General features: G+C 58.7%; 21 protein-coding genes and 1 pseudogene. 10 read left to right on the top strand and 12 right to left on the bottom strand.

Annotated features, from left to right (window positions below; genetic code table 11):
- Positions 1 to 105 precede the first annotated feature (105 nt).
- From C0V75_RS21900 to C0V75_RS21890, 3 genes are all read right to left on the bottom strand, one after another.
- Entirely contained in the window at positions 106 to 876 is a 771-nt protein-coding gene (locus C0V75_RS21900) for a hypothetical protein (RefSeq protein WP_143710497.1), read from the bottom strand.
- Complete coding sequence (locus C0V75_RS21895; protein WP_101923105.1) at positions 873 to 2,066, bottom strand: YbfB/YjiJ family MFS transporter; 1,194 nt, start codon at positions 2,064 to 2,066, stop codon at positions 873 to 875. The genes C0V75_RS21900 and C0V75_RS21895 overlap by 4 nt, the downstream gene beginning before the upstream one ends.
- A gap of 537 nt (positions 2,067 to 2,603) precedes the next feature.
- Positions 2,604 to 3,482, bottom strand: coding sequence for a LysR family transcriptional regulator (locus C0V75_RS21890; protein WP_143710496.1), 879 nt, complete (start codon positions 3,480 to 3,482; stop codon positions 2,604 to 2,606).
- Between the two features lie 159 nt (positions 3,483 to 3,641).
- On the opposite strand from C0V75_RS21890, the gene C0V75_RS21885 reads away from it, so the two are divergent.
- Complete coding sequence (locus C0V75_RS21885) at positions 3,642 to 3,944, top strand: tautomerase family protein (RefSeq protein ID WP_101923103.1); 303 nt, start codon at positions 3,642 to 3,644, stop codon at positions 3,942 to 3,944.
- A 165-nt stretch (positions 3,945 to 4,109) separates the two neighbouring features.
- Here C0V75_RS21885 and C0V75_RS21880 read toward each other — a convergent pair whose 3' ends face one another.
- Positions 4,110 to 4,508 (bottom strand): rhodanese-like domain-containing protein, encoded by a 399-nt coding sequence (locus tag C0V75_RS21880; RefSeq protein ID WP_101923102.1) that lies wholly within the window; start codon positions 4,506 to 4,508, stop codon positions 4,110 to 4,112.
- 83 nt (positions 4,509 to 4,591) lie between these two features.
- Between C0V75_RS21880 and ftrA the strand changes: the two genes are divergently transcribed.
- Positions 4,592 to 5,596, top strand: coding sequence for a transcriptional regulator FtrA (gene ftrA, locus C0V75_RS21875; RefSeq protein ID WP_101923101.1), 1,005 nt, complete (start codon positions 4,592 to 4,594; stop codon positions 5,594 to 5,596).
- A 93-nt stretch (positions 5,597 to 5,689) separates the two neighbouring features.
- Here the strand turns inward: ftrA and C0V75_RS21870 are convergent, their stop codons facing one another.
- Positions 5,690 to 6,034 (bottom strand): alpha/beta fold hydrolase, encoded by a 345-nt coding sequence (locus C0V75_RS21870; protein ID WP_101923100.1) that lies wholly within the window; start codon positions 6,032 to 6,034, stop codon positions 5,690 to 5,692.
- Positions 5,989 to 6,366 (bottom strand): hypothetical protein, encoded by a 378-nt coding sequence (locus C0V75_RS23860; RefSeq protein ID WP_254216575.1) that lies wholly within the window; start codon positions 6,364 to 6,366, stop codon positions 5,989 to 5,991. The genes C0V75_RS21870 and C0V75_RS23860 overlap by 46 nt, the downstream gene beginning before the upstream one ends.
- A 73-nt stretch (positions 6,367 to 6,439) precedes the next feature.
- Between C0V75_RS23860 and C0V75_RS21860 the strand changes: the two genes are divergently transcribed.
- A complete protein-coding gene (locus C0V75_RS21860; RefSeq protein WP_101923099.1) occupies positions 6,440 to 7,180 on the top strand; it encodes a DeoR/GlpR family DNA-binding transcription regulator in 741 nt (246 codons plus the stop codon).
- Positions 7,181 to 7,234: 54 nt separating this feature from the next.
- On the opposite strand, the gene C0V75_RS21855 is transcribed toward C0V75_RS21860, so the two are convergent.
- On the bottom strand, positions 7,235 to 8,386 hold the full coding sequence (locus tag C0V75_RS21855; RefSeq protein WP_101923098.1) for an MFS transporter: 1,152 nt from the start codon (positions 8,384 to 8,386) through the stop codon (positions 7,235 to 7,237).
- 88 nt (positions 8,387 to 8,474) lie between these two features.
- On the opposite strand from C0V75_RS21855, the gene C0V75_RS21850 reads away from it, so the two are divergent.
- The 3 genes from C0V75_RS21850 (at position 8,475) to C0V75_RS21840 (ending at position 11,169) form a co-directional block, all read left to right on the top strand.
- Positions 8,475 to 9,809 carry a PLP-dependent aminotransferase family protein gene (locus C0V75_RS21850; RefSeq protein ID WP_101923097.1) on the top strand — a complete coding sequence of 445 codons (1,335 nt, stop codon included), beginning with the start codon at positions 8,475 to 8,477 and terminating at the stop codon, positions 9,807 to 9,809.
- Positions 9,810 to 10,119: 310 nt separating this feature from the next.
- Positions 10,120 to 10,482 (top strand): SH3 domain-containing protein, encoded by a 363-nt coding sequence (locus tag C0V75_RS21845; RefSeq protein ID WP_143710495.1) that lies wholly within the window; start codon positions 10,120 to 10,122, stop codon positions 10,480 to 10,482.
- 48 nt (positions 10,483 to 10,530) lie between these two features.
- Entirely contained in the window at positions 10,531 to 11,169 is a 639-nt protein-coding gene (locus tag C0V75_RS21840; protein WP_101923095.1) for a VOC family protein, read from the top strand.
- A 91-nt stretch (positions 11,170 to 11,260) separates the two neighbouring features.
- On the opposite strand, the gene C0V75_RS21835 is transcribed toward C0V75_RS21840, so the two are convergent.
- A complete protein-coding gene (locus C0V75_RS21835; protein ID WP_101923094.1) occupies positions 11,261 to 11,680 on the bottom strand; it encodes a MarR family winged helix-turn-helix transcriptional regulator in 420 nt (139 codons plus the stop codon).
- Positions 11,677 to 12,102, bottom strand: coding sequence for an SRPBCC family protein (locus C0V75_RS21830; protein WP_101923093.1), 426 nt, complete (start codon positions 12,100 to 12,102; stop codon positions 11,677 to 11,679). Before C0V75_RS21830 ends, C0V75_RS21835 begins: the two co-directional genes overlap by 4 nt.
- 182 nt (positions 12,103 to 12,284) lie before the next feature.
- On the opposite strand from C0V75_RS21830, the gene C0V75_RS21825 reads away from it, so the two are divergent.
- Positions 12,285 to 12,836 (top strand): TetR/AcrR family transcriptional regulator, encoded by a 552-nt coding sequence (locus tag C0V75_RS21825; protein ID WP_101923092.1) that lies wholly within the window; start codon positions 12,285 to 12,287, stop codon positions 12,834 to 12,836.
- Between the two features lie 179 nt (positions 12,837 to 13,015).
- On the opposite strand, the pseudogene C0V75_RS23855 reads toward C0V75_RS21825, so the two are convergent.
- Positions 13,016 to 13,199 (bottom strand): annotated as a pseudogene (locus C0V75_RS23855) (IS3 family transposase); the annotation flags it as partial.
- 165 nt (positions 13,200 to 13,364) lie between these two features.
- Here C0V75_RS23855 and C0V75_RS21820 point away from each other — a divergent pair.
- Complete coding sequence (locus C0V75_RS21820; RefSeq protein ID WP_254216574.1) at positions 13,365 to 14,066, top strand: SDR family NAD(P)-dependent oxidoreductase; 702 nt, start codon at positions 13,365 to 13,367, stop codon at positions 14,064 to 14,066.
- Between the two features lie 894 nt (positions 14,067 to 14,960).
- Here the strand turns inward: C0V75_RS21820 and C0V75_RS21815 are convergent.
- On the bottom strand, positions 14,961 to 15,539 hold the full coding sequence (locus C0V75_RS21815) for a cysteine hydrolase family protein (protein ID WP_216821502.1): 579 nt from the start codon (positions 15,537 to 15,539) through the stop codon (positions 14,961 to 14,963).
- A gap of 76 nt (positions 15,540 to 15,615) precedes the next feature.
- Positions 15,616 to 16,485 (bottom strand): LysR family transcriptional regulator, encoded by an 870-nt coding sequence (locus C0V75_RS21810; protein ID WP_101923090.1) that lies wholly within the window; start codon positions 16,483 to 16,485, stop codon positions 15,616 to 15,618.
- A 428-nt stretch (positions 16,486 to 16,913) separates the two neighbouring features.
- Between C0V75_RS21810 and C0V75_RS21805 the strand changes: the two genes are divergently transcribed.
- Both C0V75_RS21805 and C0V75_RS24235 read left to right on the top strand, forming a co-directional pair.
- The gene (locus C0V75_RS21805) at positions 16,914 to 18,152 is read left to right on the top strand and encodes a nitrate/nitrite transporter (protein WP_101923089.1); all 1,239 of its coding nucleotides are present in this window, start codon (positions 16,914 to 16,916) and stop codon (positions 18,150 to 18,152) included.
- A gap of 107 nt (positions 18,153 to 18,259) precedes the next feature.
- Positions 18,260 to 19,453 (top strand): trimethylamine methyltransferase family protein, encoded by a 1,194-nt coding sequence (locus C0V75_RS24235; protein ID WP_101923088.1) that lies wholly within the window; start codon positions 18,260 to 18,262, stop codon positions 19,451 to 19,453.
- The last annotated feature ends 48 nt before the right edge of the window (positions 19,454 to 19,501 follow it).

The following is a 19,501-nucleotide window of genomic DNA, read 5'->3' as shown; positions in this document are numbered from 1 at the left end:
CACTGAACCATGCCGGTTCCTTGACGGTATGGTCTACAGTTGGGCGAACTTGCGCCCGTGCCCTTCCGTCAGCGACGGTCGAAGCATTATCGAAGCGTGTGACTCTCAATGGTCGCAAGTGCCGAAGCCACCCGCAATGGAGGTGCTGCGATGCGTCATCCACGCTGGCTCTCCGAAAGGCATGGTCGTTTCTGCCAAGCTGCGGAGAAGCTCCTCGGCAGTTGCATGGTCATTCCAGCAAGAACCGCGAAGCAATGGCCTTCCAACCCTCGCCATGAGCCCACCTCGGACGGCAAGATGGGCCATCGTCATCATCGTCCGGCCAAGTCCCTCCAGAAGAAGGTCGTGCGTGCCAATCACCTCGGCCAACTCGTAAAACAATTCGGTCAGATGACCATCTGCTTGTTCGCCAGGCATGTCCGGGATCTGCAACACCACGCGCCGACAGAACTTTCGCAACGGGTGACACAGGAAACGCCCCACCGATACTCTGTCGGAGATGCAGGCTTCGATTCCCACCCCATGATTGATCATGTGGGTCGCGACCCGCTCGGCGTCATTCGATCCGAAGTCCACCGCCGCGAAATGAGGGCGGGTGCTCCGATCGCAGGCCAGCGAATGCAAATGCTTGCCGCAATCGGCTGTCCTTGTGTCCAGCGTTATGGAGGCCTCCGGCACCACGGCGGACAACCTCTTCAACCAGGTGGCAACGGCCATCTTCGAAAGCGTGAGCCGGCCGTCTTGATCGGTCGGTCCACCAAGAAAGTTCCTTGCACCAAGTCGCCCACAAGCTGCGGCTTCGACAAACGAAAGATGCAGGTCTTCGCGACGGTGCAACGACAGGACGACCTGCACCTGAGTACCATGTATCATCATTCTAGCGGGTCCAATACGCGTGGAAGGGGTCGTTGCAAGACAGCGATCGCCGCTCCCAGTAGAAGGATGAACCCTGCTGCCGTCATGCCCGCAGAAAGCGCCCCCGTAGAGTCCGAGATCAAGCCGGCGGCCGTGGGGCCAACGATTTGCCCGGCGGCGAACACGGTTGTGAACATCGCCACCGCGCGTCCCCAGAGAGCCTGATCAAGGTTCTTCCGTGCGAAGTTGGTCATGGCTGTCGGAGCGATGAAAAAGGACAATCCGAACAGTGAGACGGAAATGATCAGGGCGAGCTGGGCCTCCGGAAGGGCGAGTGGCAGGAGTGTCGCGCATCCTGTGGCGAGACATGCGAGGGACAGGGCCCCGCCACCAAAGCTCCGCGCCAGCAGGCGACGCCACAGGAAGGAAGCCACGATCACGCCGAGCCCGAGCAGGGTCCATGCCACCGCGACCAACGGGGCTTGGGCATCCGCCTCTCCCATGAACGCAACCAGGAAAGTCAGATAGACGATGTAACCGACGGCAAACAGGAAGTAGCCGACCGTCGCGAGCGCAAGGGACCTTAGCGGCAGCGGTTGACCTGCGCCTTTCTGCACTGTCAAGGGTTCCGGACAGCGTCGCACGGCAAGGAACGCGGGAACGACGGCAAGCCCCGACAACACGCCCAGGTAAAGCCATGCGGTAGGCCATTGCGCAGCGCCGAAGGCATCGAGGTATACTGGGATCACCGCCCCGCTGGCGATCATGCCGAGCCCACCACCTCCGAAATAGACACTGATCGCCAAGGCGTTTCTCTCGGGGTCGTCACGAAACAACATGGCGGCCATGGCGCCCCCCGAGATGAAGATGGCCGCACCGGCGATGCCTGCGGCAATGCGGAAGCAGGATTGCACCCAAAGATCCGCGAAGCCTGCCGACCCAAGGAGGGCAAAAGGCGTCACGAAAATTCCGAGTGTGAACAGCCGACGTGCTCCCAGCCTGTCGATCAAGGCGAGCGTTGCCAGTGCGCCGACGAGGTAGCCCGACGCATTCGCCGTATTGAGCCAACCCGCCTGCGTATAGTTCCAGCCAATATCAGCTTGCATGGCCGGAAGGATCAGACCGTAGGCAAACCGCGCCAGGCCATTGCTCACCGCTGGTCCCAGGGACAGCCCGATCGCGACGAGCCAGATGTCAGGTCTCGGATTCACTCATCCCCTCCATGCCTGGGTGAAGGGTTCTCCGGCCCTTTCCGTTTGGACCCCGCAACGGATTGCTTGAGGCAAACAATGGTTTTCCGGTCGTCTGACAAACTGCATGTCACTCTCTCTGGTGGCACTGGCGGCAAGTGCAGTCCGCCTTTCTCATCCATCGGTTTCAGCGTTTGGCGCGCGTGCGGGCGACAGGGCTTGCTATTCTTTGAGGCGCCGGCGGCCCCGGCGCGGTCCGCAACCGCGCATGTCCACTCTGCAGGAGTTAGACTTACCGGTCTATCCAATAAGTCATGTGCGAACCTAGCCTAACTGTCAATCAATTTGCCGCGTCGGGATCAGGGCTGGGGGCCCCGACTCACCGAAGGCCAGCGTGGATGCGGGCTCGGGCCCAAGCCGCTCCGCCATAGCGGTCTGCCCGCGAGAAACAGGCACGGCAGCGAGGTCGGAACACGCCGCGTCGCACCAACCATACTGGTCGGTCGGCAATCGCCGCAGGTGCCAGACATTGGGACGCGACCGCGTCCGATGTTGGCATCAGACCGGCAGGGACTCCAACGCGATGGCCAAGTCCGTTTTCAACCGACTCGCAACGGACTTTGCAAAGGATCCGGCACTTCGTGACGTCTCGATGACATAGCCAATTGTCGGCAGGGGAGGCAGGTCGAGGCGATCTCCCACGGGAACGAGCCCTGGACCCTCTGCCAGCTTCGTCCGGCACAGAACCCCGGCCCCAGCGGCGGCAGCCAGCCGCACAGCCTCCAGGTTGGCTGACACGAAGCACAACTCGTCGCGAATACCCCCGGCACCAAGCGCACGCCGAGCCGCGTCGAAAAACGGGCAGGGTGGTGTCACAGCCACCATGGGCAATGGGACACGTACCTCGAGGTTCGGCGAACCAAGCCACAGCATCGGCAAGGACGTGACCATGCCAGGCTCCTCGTGGCGGCGCGCAAGGATCGCTAGGTCAAGCCGTTCCTCACCGAGCGCGACTGCCAGATCTGCACTCGTCCCCGTGGTCATCTCGATCCAGGGTTTGAACGGTGCATCCGCGGTTGCGTCGAAAACCATTAGAACGATGCGTGGTACAAGGTCTTGAACTACGCCCACGCGAAGTATGCCCCCAGCCTCGGAAGCACCGGCGTCTCGACGGGCTGCGTCAATGCGCGCAAGAATGTCTTCTGCATGGACAAGGAACCGTGCTCCGAAAGCGGTGAGGTTCAAGCCGCGCCCCGTGCGATCGAACAGCTGATGTCCCAGGTCGCGCTCCAGCGAAGTGACTTGGAGGCTTACGGCCGAGTCGCTGCGGCCTAGGAGGGTGCCGGCACGCGCGATCGACCCAAGGCTCGCAACAGCAACGAAAGCGCGCAAAGATTTTGGCGAGAAATCAGGGATCGTACGTCCAGTTTTTTTCAACCCAGCCTCCTGAAGATCGGGACCTCGTTGGCGCACCAGCGTGGCAGAAGAGACCCGTTCATACTCATGGAGACAAATATGCCCTTTCTCAGACTTACGCTCCAGCCGGATCCCGGCAGCGAGGTTTGCTCGCGGCTCGCGTCGCAGCTGACACAACTGATGGCGACGAAGCTCGGCAAGAAGGCTGAACTGACCTCGGTTCTGGTGGAAGCGCCGGCATCGGCGCTCTGGACGATCGGCAGCGCAGGGTCTGCCAAAACGGCGATGCTTGAGGTTTCGATTACCGAAGGCACGAACAATGCAGTCGAGAAATCAGACTTTATCGCCGCCGCTCATCGCCTGCTTTGCGATGAACTCCCGGGACTGGAACCCATAGCCTACGTGATTCTGAAAGAGGTTCCCGCCGAGAATTGGGGCTACGACGGACAAACGCAGGCGGCGCGGCGGATCGGAAAAACCTAAGTCAGTATCGATCATCGTTGGAGTCTGCGCGCTCAGCGTGAACGACGATCGCGCGTTGTAAACGCGCGATCCCTTCACTGCGCTATGGACCCGAAGCTCAAAGCTCACTCCCATAGCCCGGCAAAGGTTCTGATCCATCGCGATGCTGGTCGCGTCCGGATCGGCTTATACGTGGACCTCGAGGTCAAAACCCTCGTTGATCCATCCTGTGATGCCGCCCGTCATTATCTTCACTGGTCGCCCGAGTTCGGCCAGACGTATCGCCCCACGCGCGGCACCATTGCAGTGCGGGCCGGCGCAATAGGTCACAAAGACCGTGTACCGCGGCCATTCGGCCATACGGCGCTCCGTGATCTTGCCGTGCGGCAGGTTGATGGCTCCGGGCACGTGTCCGGCGGCATAGGCTGTCGGTCCGCGCACGTCGAGGAGAACGAAGTCGGCTCGACCAGAGCTGATTGCTTCGTGGGTATCCCAGCAGTCGGTTTCGAACATGAGGCTGCGCGAAAAATGCACCAACGCCTCCGTGCTGGGGGCAGGTGCGATTTCCGTTACGGATGACGCCATGGGTTGTGCTCCTTTGCGAAGTGTCCGATTGACAGTAGACACACTATGCGCGACCTCGGATCGCACAAGCGGCAGGAATGACAATGTGCGCACGTTTCACGCCAAATCTTGAGGTCGAGACCGAGGGTCCGCTGGTCGTGGCGCTTGCCTACGATGGCCTTTGCACCTTCGAGTTCGGCATCGTGACGGAAGTCTTCAGCCTCAATCGTCCCGAGATGGGGCGCAGCTGGTACCGCTTTGCCTCGACCGCGATCGAGAAAGGCCCGCTATTGGCACAGGGCGGCTTGAAGGTCAGCGTCGACGCTCCACCAGACGTCCTCGACGAGGCTGACCTGATCGTCATCCCGGGCTGGAAAGGGGTCGGCATTGCCGTTCCCGATGTGCTGTGCGCCCGTCTGCGCGCGGCACATGCACGGGGCGCGCGAATAGCATCCATATGTTCGGGGACTTTCGTGCTTGCCGCCGCGGGCCTGCTTGGTGGCAAGGTCGCGACAACTCATTGGCGTTATGCAGAGGCATTGCGCAACGCATATCCCGACATCGAAGTCGATGACCGTTGCCTTTACCGGCAGGAAGGGCGGATCTTCACCTCGGCAGGCAGCGCCGCCGGGATCGACCTGATGATCGAGATCGTGCGACAGGATTTCGGCGCGGCGGCAGCCAACTCGGTGGCGCGGCGCCTTGTCATGCCGGCGCATCGTGGCTGCGGACAAGCGCAGTTTCTCGAACGCCCCGTGGCCCAGAGGCCGGGAACTGGCGTTGCCCCGGTCATGGAGGCTGTCGTCGCTGACCTGCGACGAGACTGGACCATAGCATCCATGGCGCGCGCGGCCGGGATGAGCCCCCGATCTTTTCAGAGGCATTTTAGGGCCACTACGGGGGTCGGACCGAAGGAATGGGTGACTCAATCGCGGATAGAGGCAGCCAAGACACTCCTGACGGATGGGCATCGAGCGATCGAGTGGGTTGCAGATGTCATAGGCTTTGCCAACGCGTTCAGCTTCCGCCGTCAGTTCCGCACCCATGTCGGTGTCACGCCGACGGAATACCGTTCGCGGTTCTTTCGGGAGAGCAAACGGGACCTTTGACCAGATCGTTGGGCCCCCAGCCAAAGCGCAACTTGCCCTATCCCGGTCGTTCGGGCGGCGTTGAATTGAAGGTTCTGCGAGCATGCCGGGATTTCAACTCCAGCAAGGGTCCAGCATTGCCGCTACAATTGCCTCGGGCGCGTCTTCCTGAAGCAGGTGACCGGCACCGGGGATGATCCGGATGCGGCCACTGGTCATCAGGTCGGCCAGTTTCCGACCCTGCGAGACCGGCACCCACCTATCGTGCTCGCCCCAAAGGATCTGGACCGGGCAATCGATCGGCCCGTAGCTGGGTTCGATCTCGTCGGTGAAGGCTTGGTCGAACTGGGCGATTTGCCTGTAGAAGGCCGGCTGACCGAACGCCCCGGACGCTAGTGATGGGCGTGGGCCTGTCAGGCCGACGCCGCCACCTCGGGGATCTGGTCGAGGCTCGTCCACACGGGTATCCTCCGCTCTTTCGCGATCTTGACGTCGTTGTCCGCCCCTGTTGACGCCCCCGGCAGGCGCAAGACTCCGTCGCACTTCGCAAGGAGCCGGTGCGCTGTCGGGTGCATGACCCGGTCGTAGATGTCACTGCCCGGTTCGCCGCCCCCGGCACCGCGCAGAATCGGCAGCGCCGCCCATTCGCCAATCATCGGGACATGTCCTTTCGCGAAGATCGGCCAGGCGGCTTCCTCGAGGCGGCGAAGGTTCTCTGCCATCTTGTCAGGGTTGTCCCCGGTTCCCGACCGATAGGGTCCGGCGATCAAGATCATCAAGCTTTTGGTCATCCGCATTCCTTCCTTGCCTATGCGCTGATTCGTGCAGTATCGTGCATTATCACGCATATTCCGGCAATACCCAATGCTGAACTCATCCCGCAAGGCCCTCCTGCTCGATCGTCTCACCCGTGACGGGCAGCTCGTCGTTGCCTCCCTTTCCGCCGAGCTCGGCGTGTCCGAGGACACGCTCCGCCGCGACCTGAGGGAACTTGCCGTGCAGGGGAAACTCGTGCGCGTCCACGGCGGCGCGGTTCCGGCTTCGCCGACGCACGTGTCGCTGGACAGGCGGCGCGCGCTCCACGCAGAGGACAAACAGGGGCTTGCCCAGGTGGCCGCCGATCTGATCGCCGACGGCATGATCGTGCTCGTCGACGGAGGCACCACGCACATGCACATCGCCGCGGCGCTCCCTCTGACCAGGAGGGCGACAGTGGTCACGCATAGCCCGGGACTCGCCGCCAGCTTCGAGTTCCATGTTGGGATCGACGTGGTCCTGATAGGCGGACGGATCTTCCGCCACTCAATGGTGGCCCTCGGCCCCGAAGCGGGGCTGGCCTTCGCGAAGGTCAAGGCCGACCTCTGCCTTCTCGGTGTCACAGGCCTCCACCCCGCGCACGGACTGACCACCGGGGACCCCGGGGAGGCCGAGATCAAGCAGATCATGGTCGAGGCCGCCGCAGAGACGGCCGTCCTCGTCACAGCGGACAAGATCGGGCAGATCAGCCCTTGGCGCATCGCGCCGCTCGAGGCCTTGTCGACGCTGGTGTCGCACGGCGATCGCCCAGATTGGTTGCCACCCTCAGTCCACCACGTGAAGGTCTGAAAGCGCCGGCGCGGGATCTGCCCGCGCGTCGCGGCATGTGGCGGCGCGCCGTTCTTACCCGTGCACCCGGGTGTCGCTCGACGCCCAGACCACGAGTGTCAGCGCCGTCCCGACGAGAAGCGCGGCACCAAAAGCGGCCAGCGCAAAGCCCAGACCGAACCAGTCTGCGAGCACTCCGCTTCCGATGACCGGGACCGAGAACCCGGCATATGCATAGACGAACAGGCCGGCCGTGGCCCGCGCGCGGTCCTCAGGGGCACGGCGGCCGACCTCTGACAGAGCGGCGAGATAGGTGAAGCCGTAGCTTGCGGCGCTGGATACGCCCGTGCCGACCAGGACGAGCGCGAGCCGGTCGCTTTGGACGCCCAGAAGCAGTATCAGGTAGCCGGCGGGCACCAGCGCAAAGCCCAACGTGACGGCGCGCCCGTTCGTCATGCGCCGCGCGACGGGTTGGCAGAGGAAGCCCACGAAGATGGCGAGGAAGATGACAAGCCCGCTCCAGTCCCTGAGACCGTCGGCCGCAAGCTCCAGCGGCACGACGGCAATCGTCATCCCGGTGGTGGACCAGGCAAGAGCGAGGGCGAGGCCATAGACGGCACCGCCGCGCGGGAAGACCGGCAGCCGCAGCGGCGACACGCGCCGGGGCTGATCGACCCGTGGCAACACCAGCGCAAGAAGCGCAAGGACGGGGGCCGTGACGACCAGTGCGAGGTAGCTTGCGGGCATCATGGTTTGCCCCTGCAGCGCGAGGCTGAGCCCCGTGGCCAGCGCCCCGCCCCCGAAACCCAGCGATGTCGCCGCGGTGACCACTTGCGCGGCGAGACGGTTCCTGTCGGCGCCGAGGATTTCAGCCATGTACGCCGCGCCTGATGTCGTAGCCAGCGCCGTTCCTACGCCGAGTATCACGCGCGCGGCAATGAGGGCCGGCCAGCCCGGCGCCACAATCATGAGCAGCGTCGCCGTTGCGCCGAGCATGAGGGCCAGCGCGATGGGCCAACGGCGGCCGACGCGGTCTGACAGGCCGCCCAACCCTACAAGCGTCGGCATCAGGCCGGCGACATAGGCTGCAAAACCGAGGGTGACGGCGGTCGCCCCCATGGCTCCGTCCCCCACATAGAGATCGTAGAGCGGGGCCTGCAGGTTGACTGCGAAGGTGACAAGGAACAGGGCGAGCGCGAGGATGCAGGCTGCCAGCTTGGGGGACATGGTCGGGCTCCGGTTGAAGAACCAGACCGCAGGTGCCACAGGACAAAATGCATGACAATTTTTGAATTGTCCTAGATATGCTTTCACAATGACACGAGCCCGCTACCTTCAGCTTGCAGATCGCCTCGCGGCCGCAATTACATCCGGCGCCTTGCCGCCCGGAAGCCGCCTGCCGACCCACCGCGCCTTCGCCGAGACCTTTAAGGTCGCCGTTGCCACCGCCACGCGCGTCTATGGCGAGCTGGAGCGCCGAGGGCTGGTCTTGGGCGAAACGGGACGCGGGACTTTCGTGCGCGACCCAGACCTTGCCCCGGCGCCTGGCCTTCGTCAGACAGATGCGAAGGGCCTCGTCGATCTCGCGTTCAACATGCCAGGCGGGCCCAGCGACACCGACGCACTGCGGGTCGCGCTTCGGCAGCTGGCGAAGTCGGGCGATCTTGACTCCGTTCTTCGGTACCAGCCGCATGAGGGCCGCCGCCACGAAAGGCAGTTGCTGGCCGAATGGTTGTCGCGGTCGCTCGGACCGGTCGATCCGGACAACCTCGTCCTGACGTCCGGAGGGCAGCATGGCCTTGCCATCGTAACCCTCGGTGTCCTGCCGCGCGGGGCAGCGGTCGCTGCAGACGCGCTCACCTATCCCGGCTTCAGATCCGTCGCGGCGTTGCATGGGCTCGACCTCGTACCGGTCCGCGCAGACAACTGCGCGATGGACCCTGAGGACCTTGACCGACAGTGCCGCGCCCGTCGGTTGCGCGCGGTCTACACCATGCCGACCGTCCACAACCCCCTGGGATCGGTGATGGACCTGGAGACGCGGTTCCAGCTGGTCGATATCGCGCGGCGCCATGACCTGCTCATCATCGAGGATTCCGCCTACGCTTTCCTCGAGCCGGCCCCGCCTGCCTGCCTTCTGTCACTTGCGCCAGAGCGTACGCTCCATGTCGGCAGCTTTTCCAAGAGCCTCGCCACCGGCCTCCGGATCGGCTTCACGATCGCACCGCGTGAAAGGGTCGATGCGATCACCGAGGCCGTGCGAGCCACGACCTGGAACGTTCCGGCGTTGATCTCTGCCCTTCTAACCGGATGGATCAAGGACGGATCACTCGACCGGTCAATTGCAGACAGGCGGCGCACGGGGGCCGCACAGCAGATCATGTGCCAAGACGTCCTTGGTAATCACGCACTCATCGTGCATCCTAATGCAGGCTTCGCCTGGCTGTCTCTGACCCAGGGGCAAAGGGCCGAGGTGATCATGGCGACCTTGCTGCAAAAGGGCATATCGGTTGCGGACGCCCGAGCCTTCGCCACCACCACGGCTGTCCCGCAGGCGATCCGTCTGGCGTTTAGTGACATGGAACCATCCGCACTTGGGCCTGTGCTGCAAATCGTGCGCAAGACTCTGGATGGCGTACCTGTCACATGACACAATCCGTTTGACTTCGGACGTGGCGAACACGGGACCATGGACCGCGTAGAACGATGCGCTGTCGCCTTCGAGACTCCATCTCATACAAGAAAAAGTGTCTTGATCCGTGAATAGAGGTATAGGAACACTTCCGGTCAGTGCTCAGCCCGTGCCGAGCCACAGTCTTGGAGATGCACTCAGGAACTCGACGAAGTTGTACCCTCGGAACACGCACTCGTTCAAGCAGGGTTGCGCGCAGGGCGAAGCAGGAATCGGGCTGGGCGGACAGAGTCGCAAGAACATGGAATTTGGACTGCTGAAGGGCAGAATGATGAAGTATCGCGTGATCGAGAGTTGGACCGCAACTTATGCCGACCCTATCCGGATTGGAGCTGGACAGCAGCTGTCGCTCAGCGGAGAGACCTATGACTGGGATGGCAACCTGTGGCTCTGGGCGAAATCAGCAGCCGACGGGAAAGAGGGCTGGATCCCGGACTACCTTCCCGAAGAACGGGACGGGAGAGTTGTTTCGCGGGAAACCTTCTCAGCTATCGAGTTGACCTGCGTCTCTGGAGAGACGGTAGAGGGCGATGTTGCACGGCACGGCTGGGTGTGGTGCAAAGCGGAAGACGGACGGTCAGGGTGGGTTCCAGCGAAGCACCTCGAAGCTGTCTGCGGTGACGCGAGCTAGGCGAGTCAAAGGCAACACGACAAAACAATTGCTCATCAATTGGGATCTATGCTGAAGCTTGGCCACCCCACCGTCGTCGCGCCCAGTCTTGAGGAGGGGTTCACCCACGTAAGGTTCTGCCTCGACATGGACGTGCCCTTCGGAACACGGCACGCCTACATGGGTACCCACAATCACAGGCTCCGTCTTGGTGAGACCGTCTATCTCGAGATTGTCGCGGTTGACCCCTTTGAATCTGCCCCGAGGGGGCCGCGCTGGTTTGGCCTTGACCACTCAGATACCGTCCGACGAAATTGGGAAATGGGGCGCAGGTTGCGCAGCTGGGTCGCGAACACATCCAGTATGGATCGTCTTTTGGAAAGCTTCGGCGGGGTTTTCGGCGTGAAGCGCAACCTGCCAGAAGATGGTCCGGAATTCTCCTTCGCTGTTCCTGTCGATGGTAGCCTTCCCGAAGACGGCGCCTTGCCATCGGTGATAGACCATTGCGGCGACACAGATTTCATCGCGACGATTCCGGACTTCGGCGCAAGGTTGCGCCACCTCGACCTCGCCTGCCCTGAGCCGGAGAGAATAGCCGATATCTCCCGCAGCTTGCAGATCGACAGGCCTCCAAACGTCGGATCTGGGGAAAGCGTTCGCTACCGGGCTGTCATCGATACGCCTAGAGGTCCGATGGAGTTGTGGTGACAAGGCCGGGCGCCCAAGGAAGGAGCTGAAGAAAGGCGCTAGTCGATTGGCCCTCTCTCAATGTACCTAAGGTCGCTAGCGTCGCGCTTCTTCATCTGATCTGTGCATTGCCGCGAAAGAACTGGTGATCATGCGCTTCGACGAGAGGCATCGCGCGGGCGAGCATATCGTGCCCCATCTCGGTCAGGACGACGGTCTTGGCGCGCGCATCGTCCTCGTGAGCTCGACGCTCGATCAGGCCGTCGCGCTCGAGCCGTTGGCTGATCTGCGAGACATGCATGCGCTCCAGACCGAGGAAGTCGGCCGCAGCTTGCTGGGTGACACCATGTTGTTTGCGCATAAACCAGCCATAGACGGCGAGCAGGGCAAACTGGGGCTGGGTCAAGCCGAGGGGCCTTAGCTTGTCGTTCACCCCTCGTTGCCACCGCATGAAGTCACGCCAGAAGACGAAACCAGGGCTTTGCTTGGGTTCCGTGAACTCGGACGGCCATTCGGGCGCTTCCTCGCTCATGTCCGGACAGATGTGTTTTCCGTTGCCGCCTTCAGACCGGCGAGCGTCCGGGGCAAAGTGCGGTCGATTCCCCGGCCGACGAGGCGCCGGAAGAGGAAGGCGAGCGGACCGCAGAATCCCACGGAATGCGTCACCAGTGTTCCGGTTCCCGTCTCATGCAGCTCATGTCCGAAGACCATCCGGCACAATGGCAGTCGACCCTCTACGGTGAAGGATCGATCTTCTGTCACCTCCGCTATGGCAATTCTGGCCCGCGGACCCTGTCGTGGTTTCAACCAACCCGTTGCGCCCACCGTCAGCCCAGGGAGATCGACGGCGAGCGTTTCCGGGTCCCAACTGGGCCAAGTACCGACGTCGCGGTATCGCGCAAAGACGGACGCGGCGGACGCGGCTACATGTATCTCATGTTGAAAGGCTAGCATTTTGCGACTCCAATTTTGTAAACACGTTTACATTTCTACGGCACCTTAAGCCGGTCGCCAAGACGTTTTTCTGGCTTCGCGAGTTCGGCCCATACAGGGCACATGGGCTTCGCCGGACGGGCCCTCATAACTCGGCAAAGGGGAGTGTTGATCTAGGTAGACCGACATGTATACTTTGCAGCATGACACTGTCAGCCGCCGAACGTCTCACGTCGACAGCCGCCCGCCTGTTCCAGGAGAAGGGTCTCTCGCGAGTTGGCATCAACGAAATCATCCGCGAAGCCGATGTCGCGCGGATGTCGCTCTACAACAACTTCCAGTCGAAAGAAGACCTTGCCATGGCAGCATATGCGGCCATGTCGCAGGCGCGTCGCGAAGCCATCAACGCGGCAACCGCGGCAGCCAAGGGCCCAAAGGAGGCTATTCTGGCAATCTTCGATCTTGCAGAACGTCTTGCCCAAGCGCCGTCTTTCACAGGTTGTTCGTTCATCAACCTTGCGGCGCACCTCGGTGACGACGACGAACGGCTGACCGACCTGGTCCGGCGGCACAAGCTCGGTATACGGCTGCAGTTTGAAGATCTGGTGCGGGCTCTTGGGGCGCCCGATCCTGTCATGTTGGGTCGCCAGCTACTTGCGCTTTGGGATGGGGCAATCGCAGACAGTTTCATCGAGAACGATACGGCACCAATCCGCGCCGCCCGTGACGCAGCCGCAAAGCTCGTTGAAGCCTGATCCCATGAGTCGCAGTCGGCCGCACATCACTTCACGACAAGGTCGCCACCAAGGCGGAATGTGTCATACATCGAATGGACCTTGGTCAAGGCAGGTCTCAGACCAAGTAGCTGTCTGTGCAGCAACACACCGTTGTTCGATACAGACCGTCCACTGGACGATCTGCTTCACGCTCCAACCTCGCTCCTCTCATGATGCCTCAAAAGAATCGCGACGGCTTCGCGCTTATCGGCGTGCGTTACACTTTCGCGACAGCAAATCCTTTAACGCAGCCTGATCCAAGAGCGACACTACCAATAACCGCTTCAGAGGGGCGTGCTCATACTCAAGCGGCCTCAGGCGCAACGCGCCAGACACATCCATACAGCTCTCACGGTAGACTGCCAATGAAACCTCCCGTACAGATCTTCACGGGAGCGCACCGCAGCTTACAGCTTCAGCGGGAAGGTGGAGACAAGACAACGCTTACAACATTGCTCCGAGTACCCTCAGTCACTTCGGTGGCGGACTGTCATGATTCCGTCATGCTTGATCAGTATTCTTGGAAAAATGAACAGAACAGTATTGATCAGCGGTGCAGGGCGTGGAATCGGACGAGCGCTCGCGATGTTTGCGGCAGAGCAGGGCGCAGAAGTAATCGCCTTGGTCCGCACGAGCGCTGAAGCTACTCTACCATATGAAACAATCGAGGGTATCGATGTAACCGATCATGCGGCACTTGAACGCGTAGCAGGTATCCTCCGTAGCCGTCCTATCGATCTGTTGATTAGCAATGCCGGTGTGATTGGTCCAGAGCGTCAATCGACACTCGACATGGACTTTGACGGCTTTCGACGTACGCTTGAAGTGAATACATTAGCCCCACTGCGTCTAGCCCAGACATTCCTTCCAAATTTGCGGGCCGCTCGTGATGTAGCTGGTATCGCACGTATAGTGACGATATCGAGCCAGATGGGTCGGATGAACTATTCGAAATCAGATCGCATAGCATATCGCGCATCCAAAACTGCGGTTAACAAGCTCATGCAAGGTTTAGCGACTGACCTTGCGGCTGAATTTATTGCAGTGAGGGTGGTCGACCCAGGATGGGTAAAAACAGACATGGGTGGGCCTCAAGCCACGGTGAGTATCGCGGATGCCGTAGCGGGTATCCATGAACGGGCGTGGGAGACTAACATGGATTTGACTGGAACCTTCGTTAACTATCTTGGACATCCTGTCTCCTGGTAGTGTTTTCACAGGATGGTTGTGCGCCCAACATGGTCGGCTTTCAATTCAATGAGAGCATTTTCTCAAGCCTTCTGATTGGCCTAACGGCAAACTTTGCGCGAACATTGTAGCACCGGGACTACTGGTCAATTCCATTGAGCTTGGCAGTCATGATCAACGTGTTGATAAAAGTGGCGCGATCAACACCACAATCCGATCTGAACGCGAGCCGTGACTTGGCTACTAGGGAAGCCCTCTCATCGTAAGATTGGTGACATTCTTTTTGGACAAAGCTGACCACCTTAGAGGGACGATGCAAATTTATCCAAGCGCTTTAGCATGTAGACGATAAGCTCTGAGACAGGGGAGTACGCCAAAGTTTTTCCATAAGCAGTGTCTCGACAAGATTGCGACAGCGTAATCCCTCAGCAGCAAATCGCCGACTTAGCTCTGCTTGTGCCGTTGGAAATTGGCGCTGGGAGAGGCAGATCCAAGTATTGGGATCAACGCCGCCAATTTACCAAATCTCGGCCAGCGAAGAAAGAACAGCCCGGTTTCCGGCTACGGCGTCATTGCGGTACACTATGATCGGACGAATGCTGCGTTCGACTATGTCGTCGTAGAGCCTGACGCAACCACTAGGCTAGATTAGCCGGAAGCCATCGCAGTATCCAGAGATATCAAGACGGGCCTAGCAAAAAAGGGACGACATTGCAGAAGCACCGGCATGGTGGTATGCCAGCCAGCCATAGATGCGACCAAGTCTTGAAGCGAACGGACCATGCCAGACTGCTAGTACTGTGGTGGGACCGCTACCGAAAAAAGAGTCGACGACGAAAGTGAGCGCCGTATGGCATCGTCCTGATTAGACTTGCCTCAAACTGAAAAAGACACAGTGCTGTTCACCAGTGAAGCCTACGCTTGCCAGCGCACGACAAGGTCCGATGTCAGGACAGCTTGTGCGAATTCTCCATGCAGATGATAGACTGCTGCGCGATGAATTTCATTTGCGCTTGGTGGGGGGCCGCCGTCAAAACTGACATTGGCGTTTCGCGTGAAGGCCGCGCAGGCGTCATGGGCGAGCTCGACTGAAAAACCTAGATTCGCTGCCATCCTGATAGTCGTGGAGACACAATGGGGTGTCGTTAGACCGCAAATTATGAGTTCCCTCACTTCCGCTCTTCGTAAGTCCTCCTCGAGCGTTGTGCCTATGAAAGCGGAATTCACCGTCTTCTCGTACACCGTTTCATTGGACCGAGGTTCGAAGCCTCGTTTGAAGGCTGCCCCAGGACCCGCAAGAGGCGATCCGGTTTCGCTGCTCAGATGACGGACATGAATGATCTGGCCACTTGAAGATCGAAGTACCTCGATTAGTCCCCTTGCATTCTCCTCTGCACTTGGGTTGTTACGATCCCCCCAAAACGGATCTTCAAATCCCCTTTGAAAATCAATCAAGATTAAAGCTTTACCTTGAAGTGACACGCTCTTCTCCATTGGTTGCATGATGCAATGAAATGACCACACCGAGCTATTTCACTTTATCCCACTTTGGCTTCCTGTTTAAGAGAATTCAAGAGAACTTTTTAAAAATCCAATCGGCTACTTCAGAAACTGGGCCCCTTCCACTTCCCTTAGCCTCAACGAGAAAGTACGAAAACCTAGTTTCAAGTTCAGCGCCCGCTTCTGCTGCGAGAACTAATGAACCAGCCGCAATCTCAGCAGTGACATGCTGCAAAGCTACGAGAGCGTAGCCATGCCCGGCTACTGCTGAACGTATGGCCATGGCCTCAGTTGGGACGTGAAGCTCTCCTCGCGTCAAGAATGGAGGTTTACCCCGTGCCTTCTCCCACCAGCTCCATGTCGGTGGCTCATGAATATTGCCAGGCCAATCAACATGGACAAGCGGTGCTATTCTCGAGTCTTTGGCTAAAGCCGGGGCACAAACAGGTGCGTAAACGCACGGGAAAAGCTTCCTAACCCTGTAACCAGGGTAGCGACCCTCACCCTGACGTACAGCAAGATCAACACCGTCGCGGCCAGGGTCAACCAAGTCAGTCGAAACCATTACTCTCACCGAGCGATCAGCAACCCGCTCATGGAGGCCAGCAAGCACGGGCAGAAGGATCTGCTCCGCGAAGGTAGGCGTGGTTGTAAGGTTCACGGCGCGGATGCGCTGATCCCGAACAATAGAACCTATCGCTCGATCACAGATCTCTAAGGCCCTACCGGCTTCCAAGGCGAGAAATCGTCCCTCTTCAGTGAGCTCTACGCGTCGAACATGACGCTCGAAGAGCGCGACACCAAGTTCGAGCTCCATCTGCCTTATTCTTTGACTAACGGCCGCTGGAGTGACGTTCAATATCTGAGCAGCGTCACGAAAACTGAGTGTGCGAGCAGCAGTCTCAAAGTACCTAATGTGATCGAGTGAGCGAAGCCTCATGCTGATAGAATAGTACAGCTAATCTGTGGTGCAAGAGGAATCGTTTGTCGAGTGAAGTATTTGAGCGGAAAAGAATAGAGACAAAGTCAGTAAAGAAAGCGGCTTATGCTCCTGCCAACTTGCAAGCCTCTCTCTCACGCACCGCGCTGCAGAGCTCGGAAACGCGGGTTCACCCTAGATCGAGGACCCCGGCGAGACAGTATTCCAACGTACGCGCCTTCATGAGTAGCCTGCAGTGACAATGCGGAGCCAGCAGCACGAGCACTAACAGAACATCTGCATTCCTGTCGCTAGAACCATAACGGTGAAGACTCTGAACTTGGCTTGTGGATCGACACGTTCCGCTTCGGACCTTCTTCCCAGGCTCAGCTACCGTTCACAAACCCAAGCTTTGCCTTCTACACCCAACCTGACCTCGGACGCATAGTATGAAGAAAGAACCATCCGCAGCGAGTGGATCTGAAGTAGTATTCCTCTTCACAGCATTTATCGCGGCCACGTATGGCTTTGGAGTGTACCTATTCCCAGCAATCGTCGAAGCAATAAGAGTCGAAATTCCATTTACATATGGAACGCTCGGCACAATCTCCGGCTTGGTTCAAGCGGGATTCATGATAAGCGCTATCGCCGCAGGCCTACTTACATTGCGGTATGGACCAGTTCCTCTGATCTTAGGCTCAGTAATCACATGTGCGCTCTGCCTTGCTGGTCTGGCCTTTGCTCCCAATGTCGTAATAATATCAATTCTCCTAATCGTGCTCGGTTGCTGTGCGGTTATTGTTTGGGTTCCTATGGTAGAGGTCGCGCGGGATGTCGTCTCTACCGCTCATCAAGGTAAGGCACTTGGGCTAATGTCATCGGGTACGAGCTACGGGGTATTCGTAAACAGCGTCCTAATGATCACTATCCTGCCAGTATATGGATGGCGCTGGGTCTGGGCCACGACCGCTTTTCTTGTTGGAGTACTCGCCCTCATTTCCATCATTAGATTGAGAACGCTTTACGCACGCCAATCATCGAACAGCAATCGTGACGTGGCGAATACCATTCCACTAAAAGAACGGTTTACCCTGCTGGCGAAACCACTACCCGCGGTGATCTTTCTGATGATGTTTCTGAACGGCTTGTCATGTATGCCATTTCAAACTTACCTTTCCGCCTTTTTGCAAGGAGAAGCTAACCTGTCACAGGTTGAAGCTGCATCAGCGTGGCGCATCGTTGGCATTGTCGGGATGGTAAGCGGAGTCGTCGTCGGCGCCTTGGCTGATAGAATATCCGTACGCCATGCAATGACGATCACCTATCTAATACTTGTCTCAGCTTGCTTAACCCTTATCAATGTTCCAAGCACGAAAGGCGATCTACTACTTATAATATCCGCGATTTGCTTTGGCACAGCATTTTATGCGGTATTTGGTCTTGTTCCGGCTTACATCAGCCAAGTCTTCGGAAAGGGCAACGCGGCTATTGTTTTTTCCTTTGGAAATATCGCATTGGGACTTGGTGGGATCGTCGGAAATATCGCAGGCGGCATCCTTAAAGAAGCCACTGGAACCTTCAATTCGGCCTACATTGCAATGGCAATAGCAGCGTCCCTATCTGCCCTACTAAGCATCCTAATGCCAAGTGAGCGCAAGTTTCGGACTCCAACAGAGAGAAAAAATTGACCAGATCAGAAATCGAATCTGCGAACACAACCATCTTATCGGAGTTCCAGGCGGCATCGCACCACTTTCTTGCGATTCCGAGAGTCGGCGGTAGAGCTGCAGTGCGAATGGACAGTCACACCCTAGAAACGATTGAGATGTGTGCCGATCGCATACTTGAAGAGACTGGACTACGCCTCGAAGGCGACCAAAAGACCCTGGACGTTTGTCGAGCAAATGGCTTCAACGTGACTGGGGATGTTGTTCGTTTCAACGGTCGCAAACTACGAACCATAATTCAAAGCGCCGCTCCATCTGTGTTCACGATAAGAGGAAGAAACCCGCAGCATGATACAATCGTCGGTTCTGGTCGGCCACCGGTGGTTGCTCCTGTTTACGGACCACCAAACTTCATTGACACGGACAACACGAGACGTCTAGCCTCAAGCAACAACTATCGTAAGCTTGTTGAATTGGCACATGACTCCATTGCCATCACCAATACTGGTCACATGCTTTGCGTCCTCAATGACGTACCCAACGAACAACGGCCATATGAAATGGCCCTCGCTCATTTAGAGTGCTCCGATAAGCCATTTTTAGGTCCGGCTTCGTGCCCCGATTCAATCAAGAATGTAAGCTGGGCGGTACGGCAGGTGTATAATCGACCGGATTCGGCTAGTGCCTGCAATCTACTCCATCTAATCAATTCAACTCCACCGCTCGTATACAAAAGTTCGAGCCTAAAGTGCCTAAGAGCCGCTGCAAGAAGCGGTGAGGGTGTCATTGTGACCTCATACATGATGCTGGGAGCCACTAGTCCGTCCACTACTGCGGGTACTCTGGCCCAAGGATATGCGGAGGTACTTGTTGGTCTTGCTCTTGCCCAAATATGGCGCCCTGGCACTCCAGTGATACTTGGGATGTTTGGTACACCATTTCACATGACACAGATGGTTCCAGCCTTTGGGGATCCCACCTCAAGTCTCATTCAGCTCTATTCATCCGAACTTGCTCGTCAATTAGGAATACCGTCACGTGGGGACGGGGGATCGACTTCTGCTAAAGTTGACGACGCACAAGCTGGATATGACGGAGGTAGAGCTATCCTATACGCTCTAGCTTCGGGCGCAAACTTTGTCTTGCATTCAGCGGGATGGCTGGAGCACGGCCGAACATCATCATACGCAAAATTCAAAAGAGAGGCAGACGCACTTTCAATTCACATTGGAGCAAAGCTGGAGGTTCCTCCACCTCGCCAATCCCTTGACCAAGAGACCATCCGTGAACTCCGAAGAAGATGGAGGCTCAACCTGCAATAATTTTTCTTGGTGGGCCGAGCAACATCTCTGACGTGACCCCATACCGTT

Origin of the sequence: Tabrizicola sp. TH137 (assembly GCF_002855575.1) — a bacterium.
In the GTDB taxonomy this organism is placed as follows: domain Bacteria; phylum Pseudomonadota; class Alphaproteobacteria; order Rhodobacterales; family Rhodobacteraceae; genus Paragemmobacter.
Note: the sequence above shows the minus strand (reverse complement) of the source record. Positions and strands in the feature narration are given on the sequence as shown.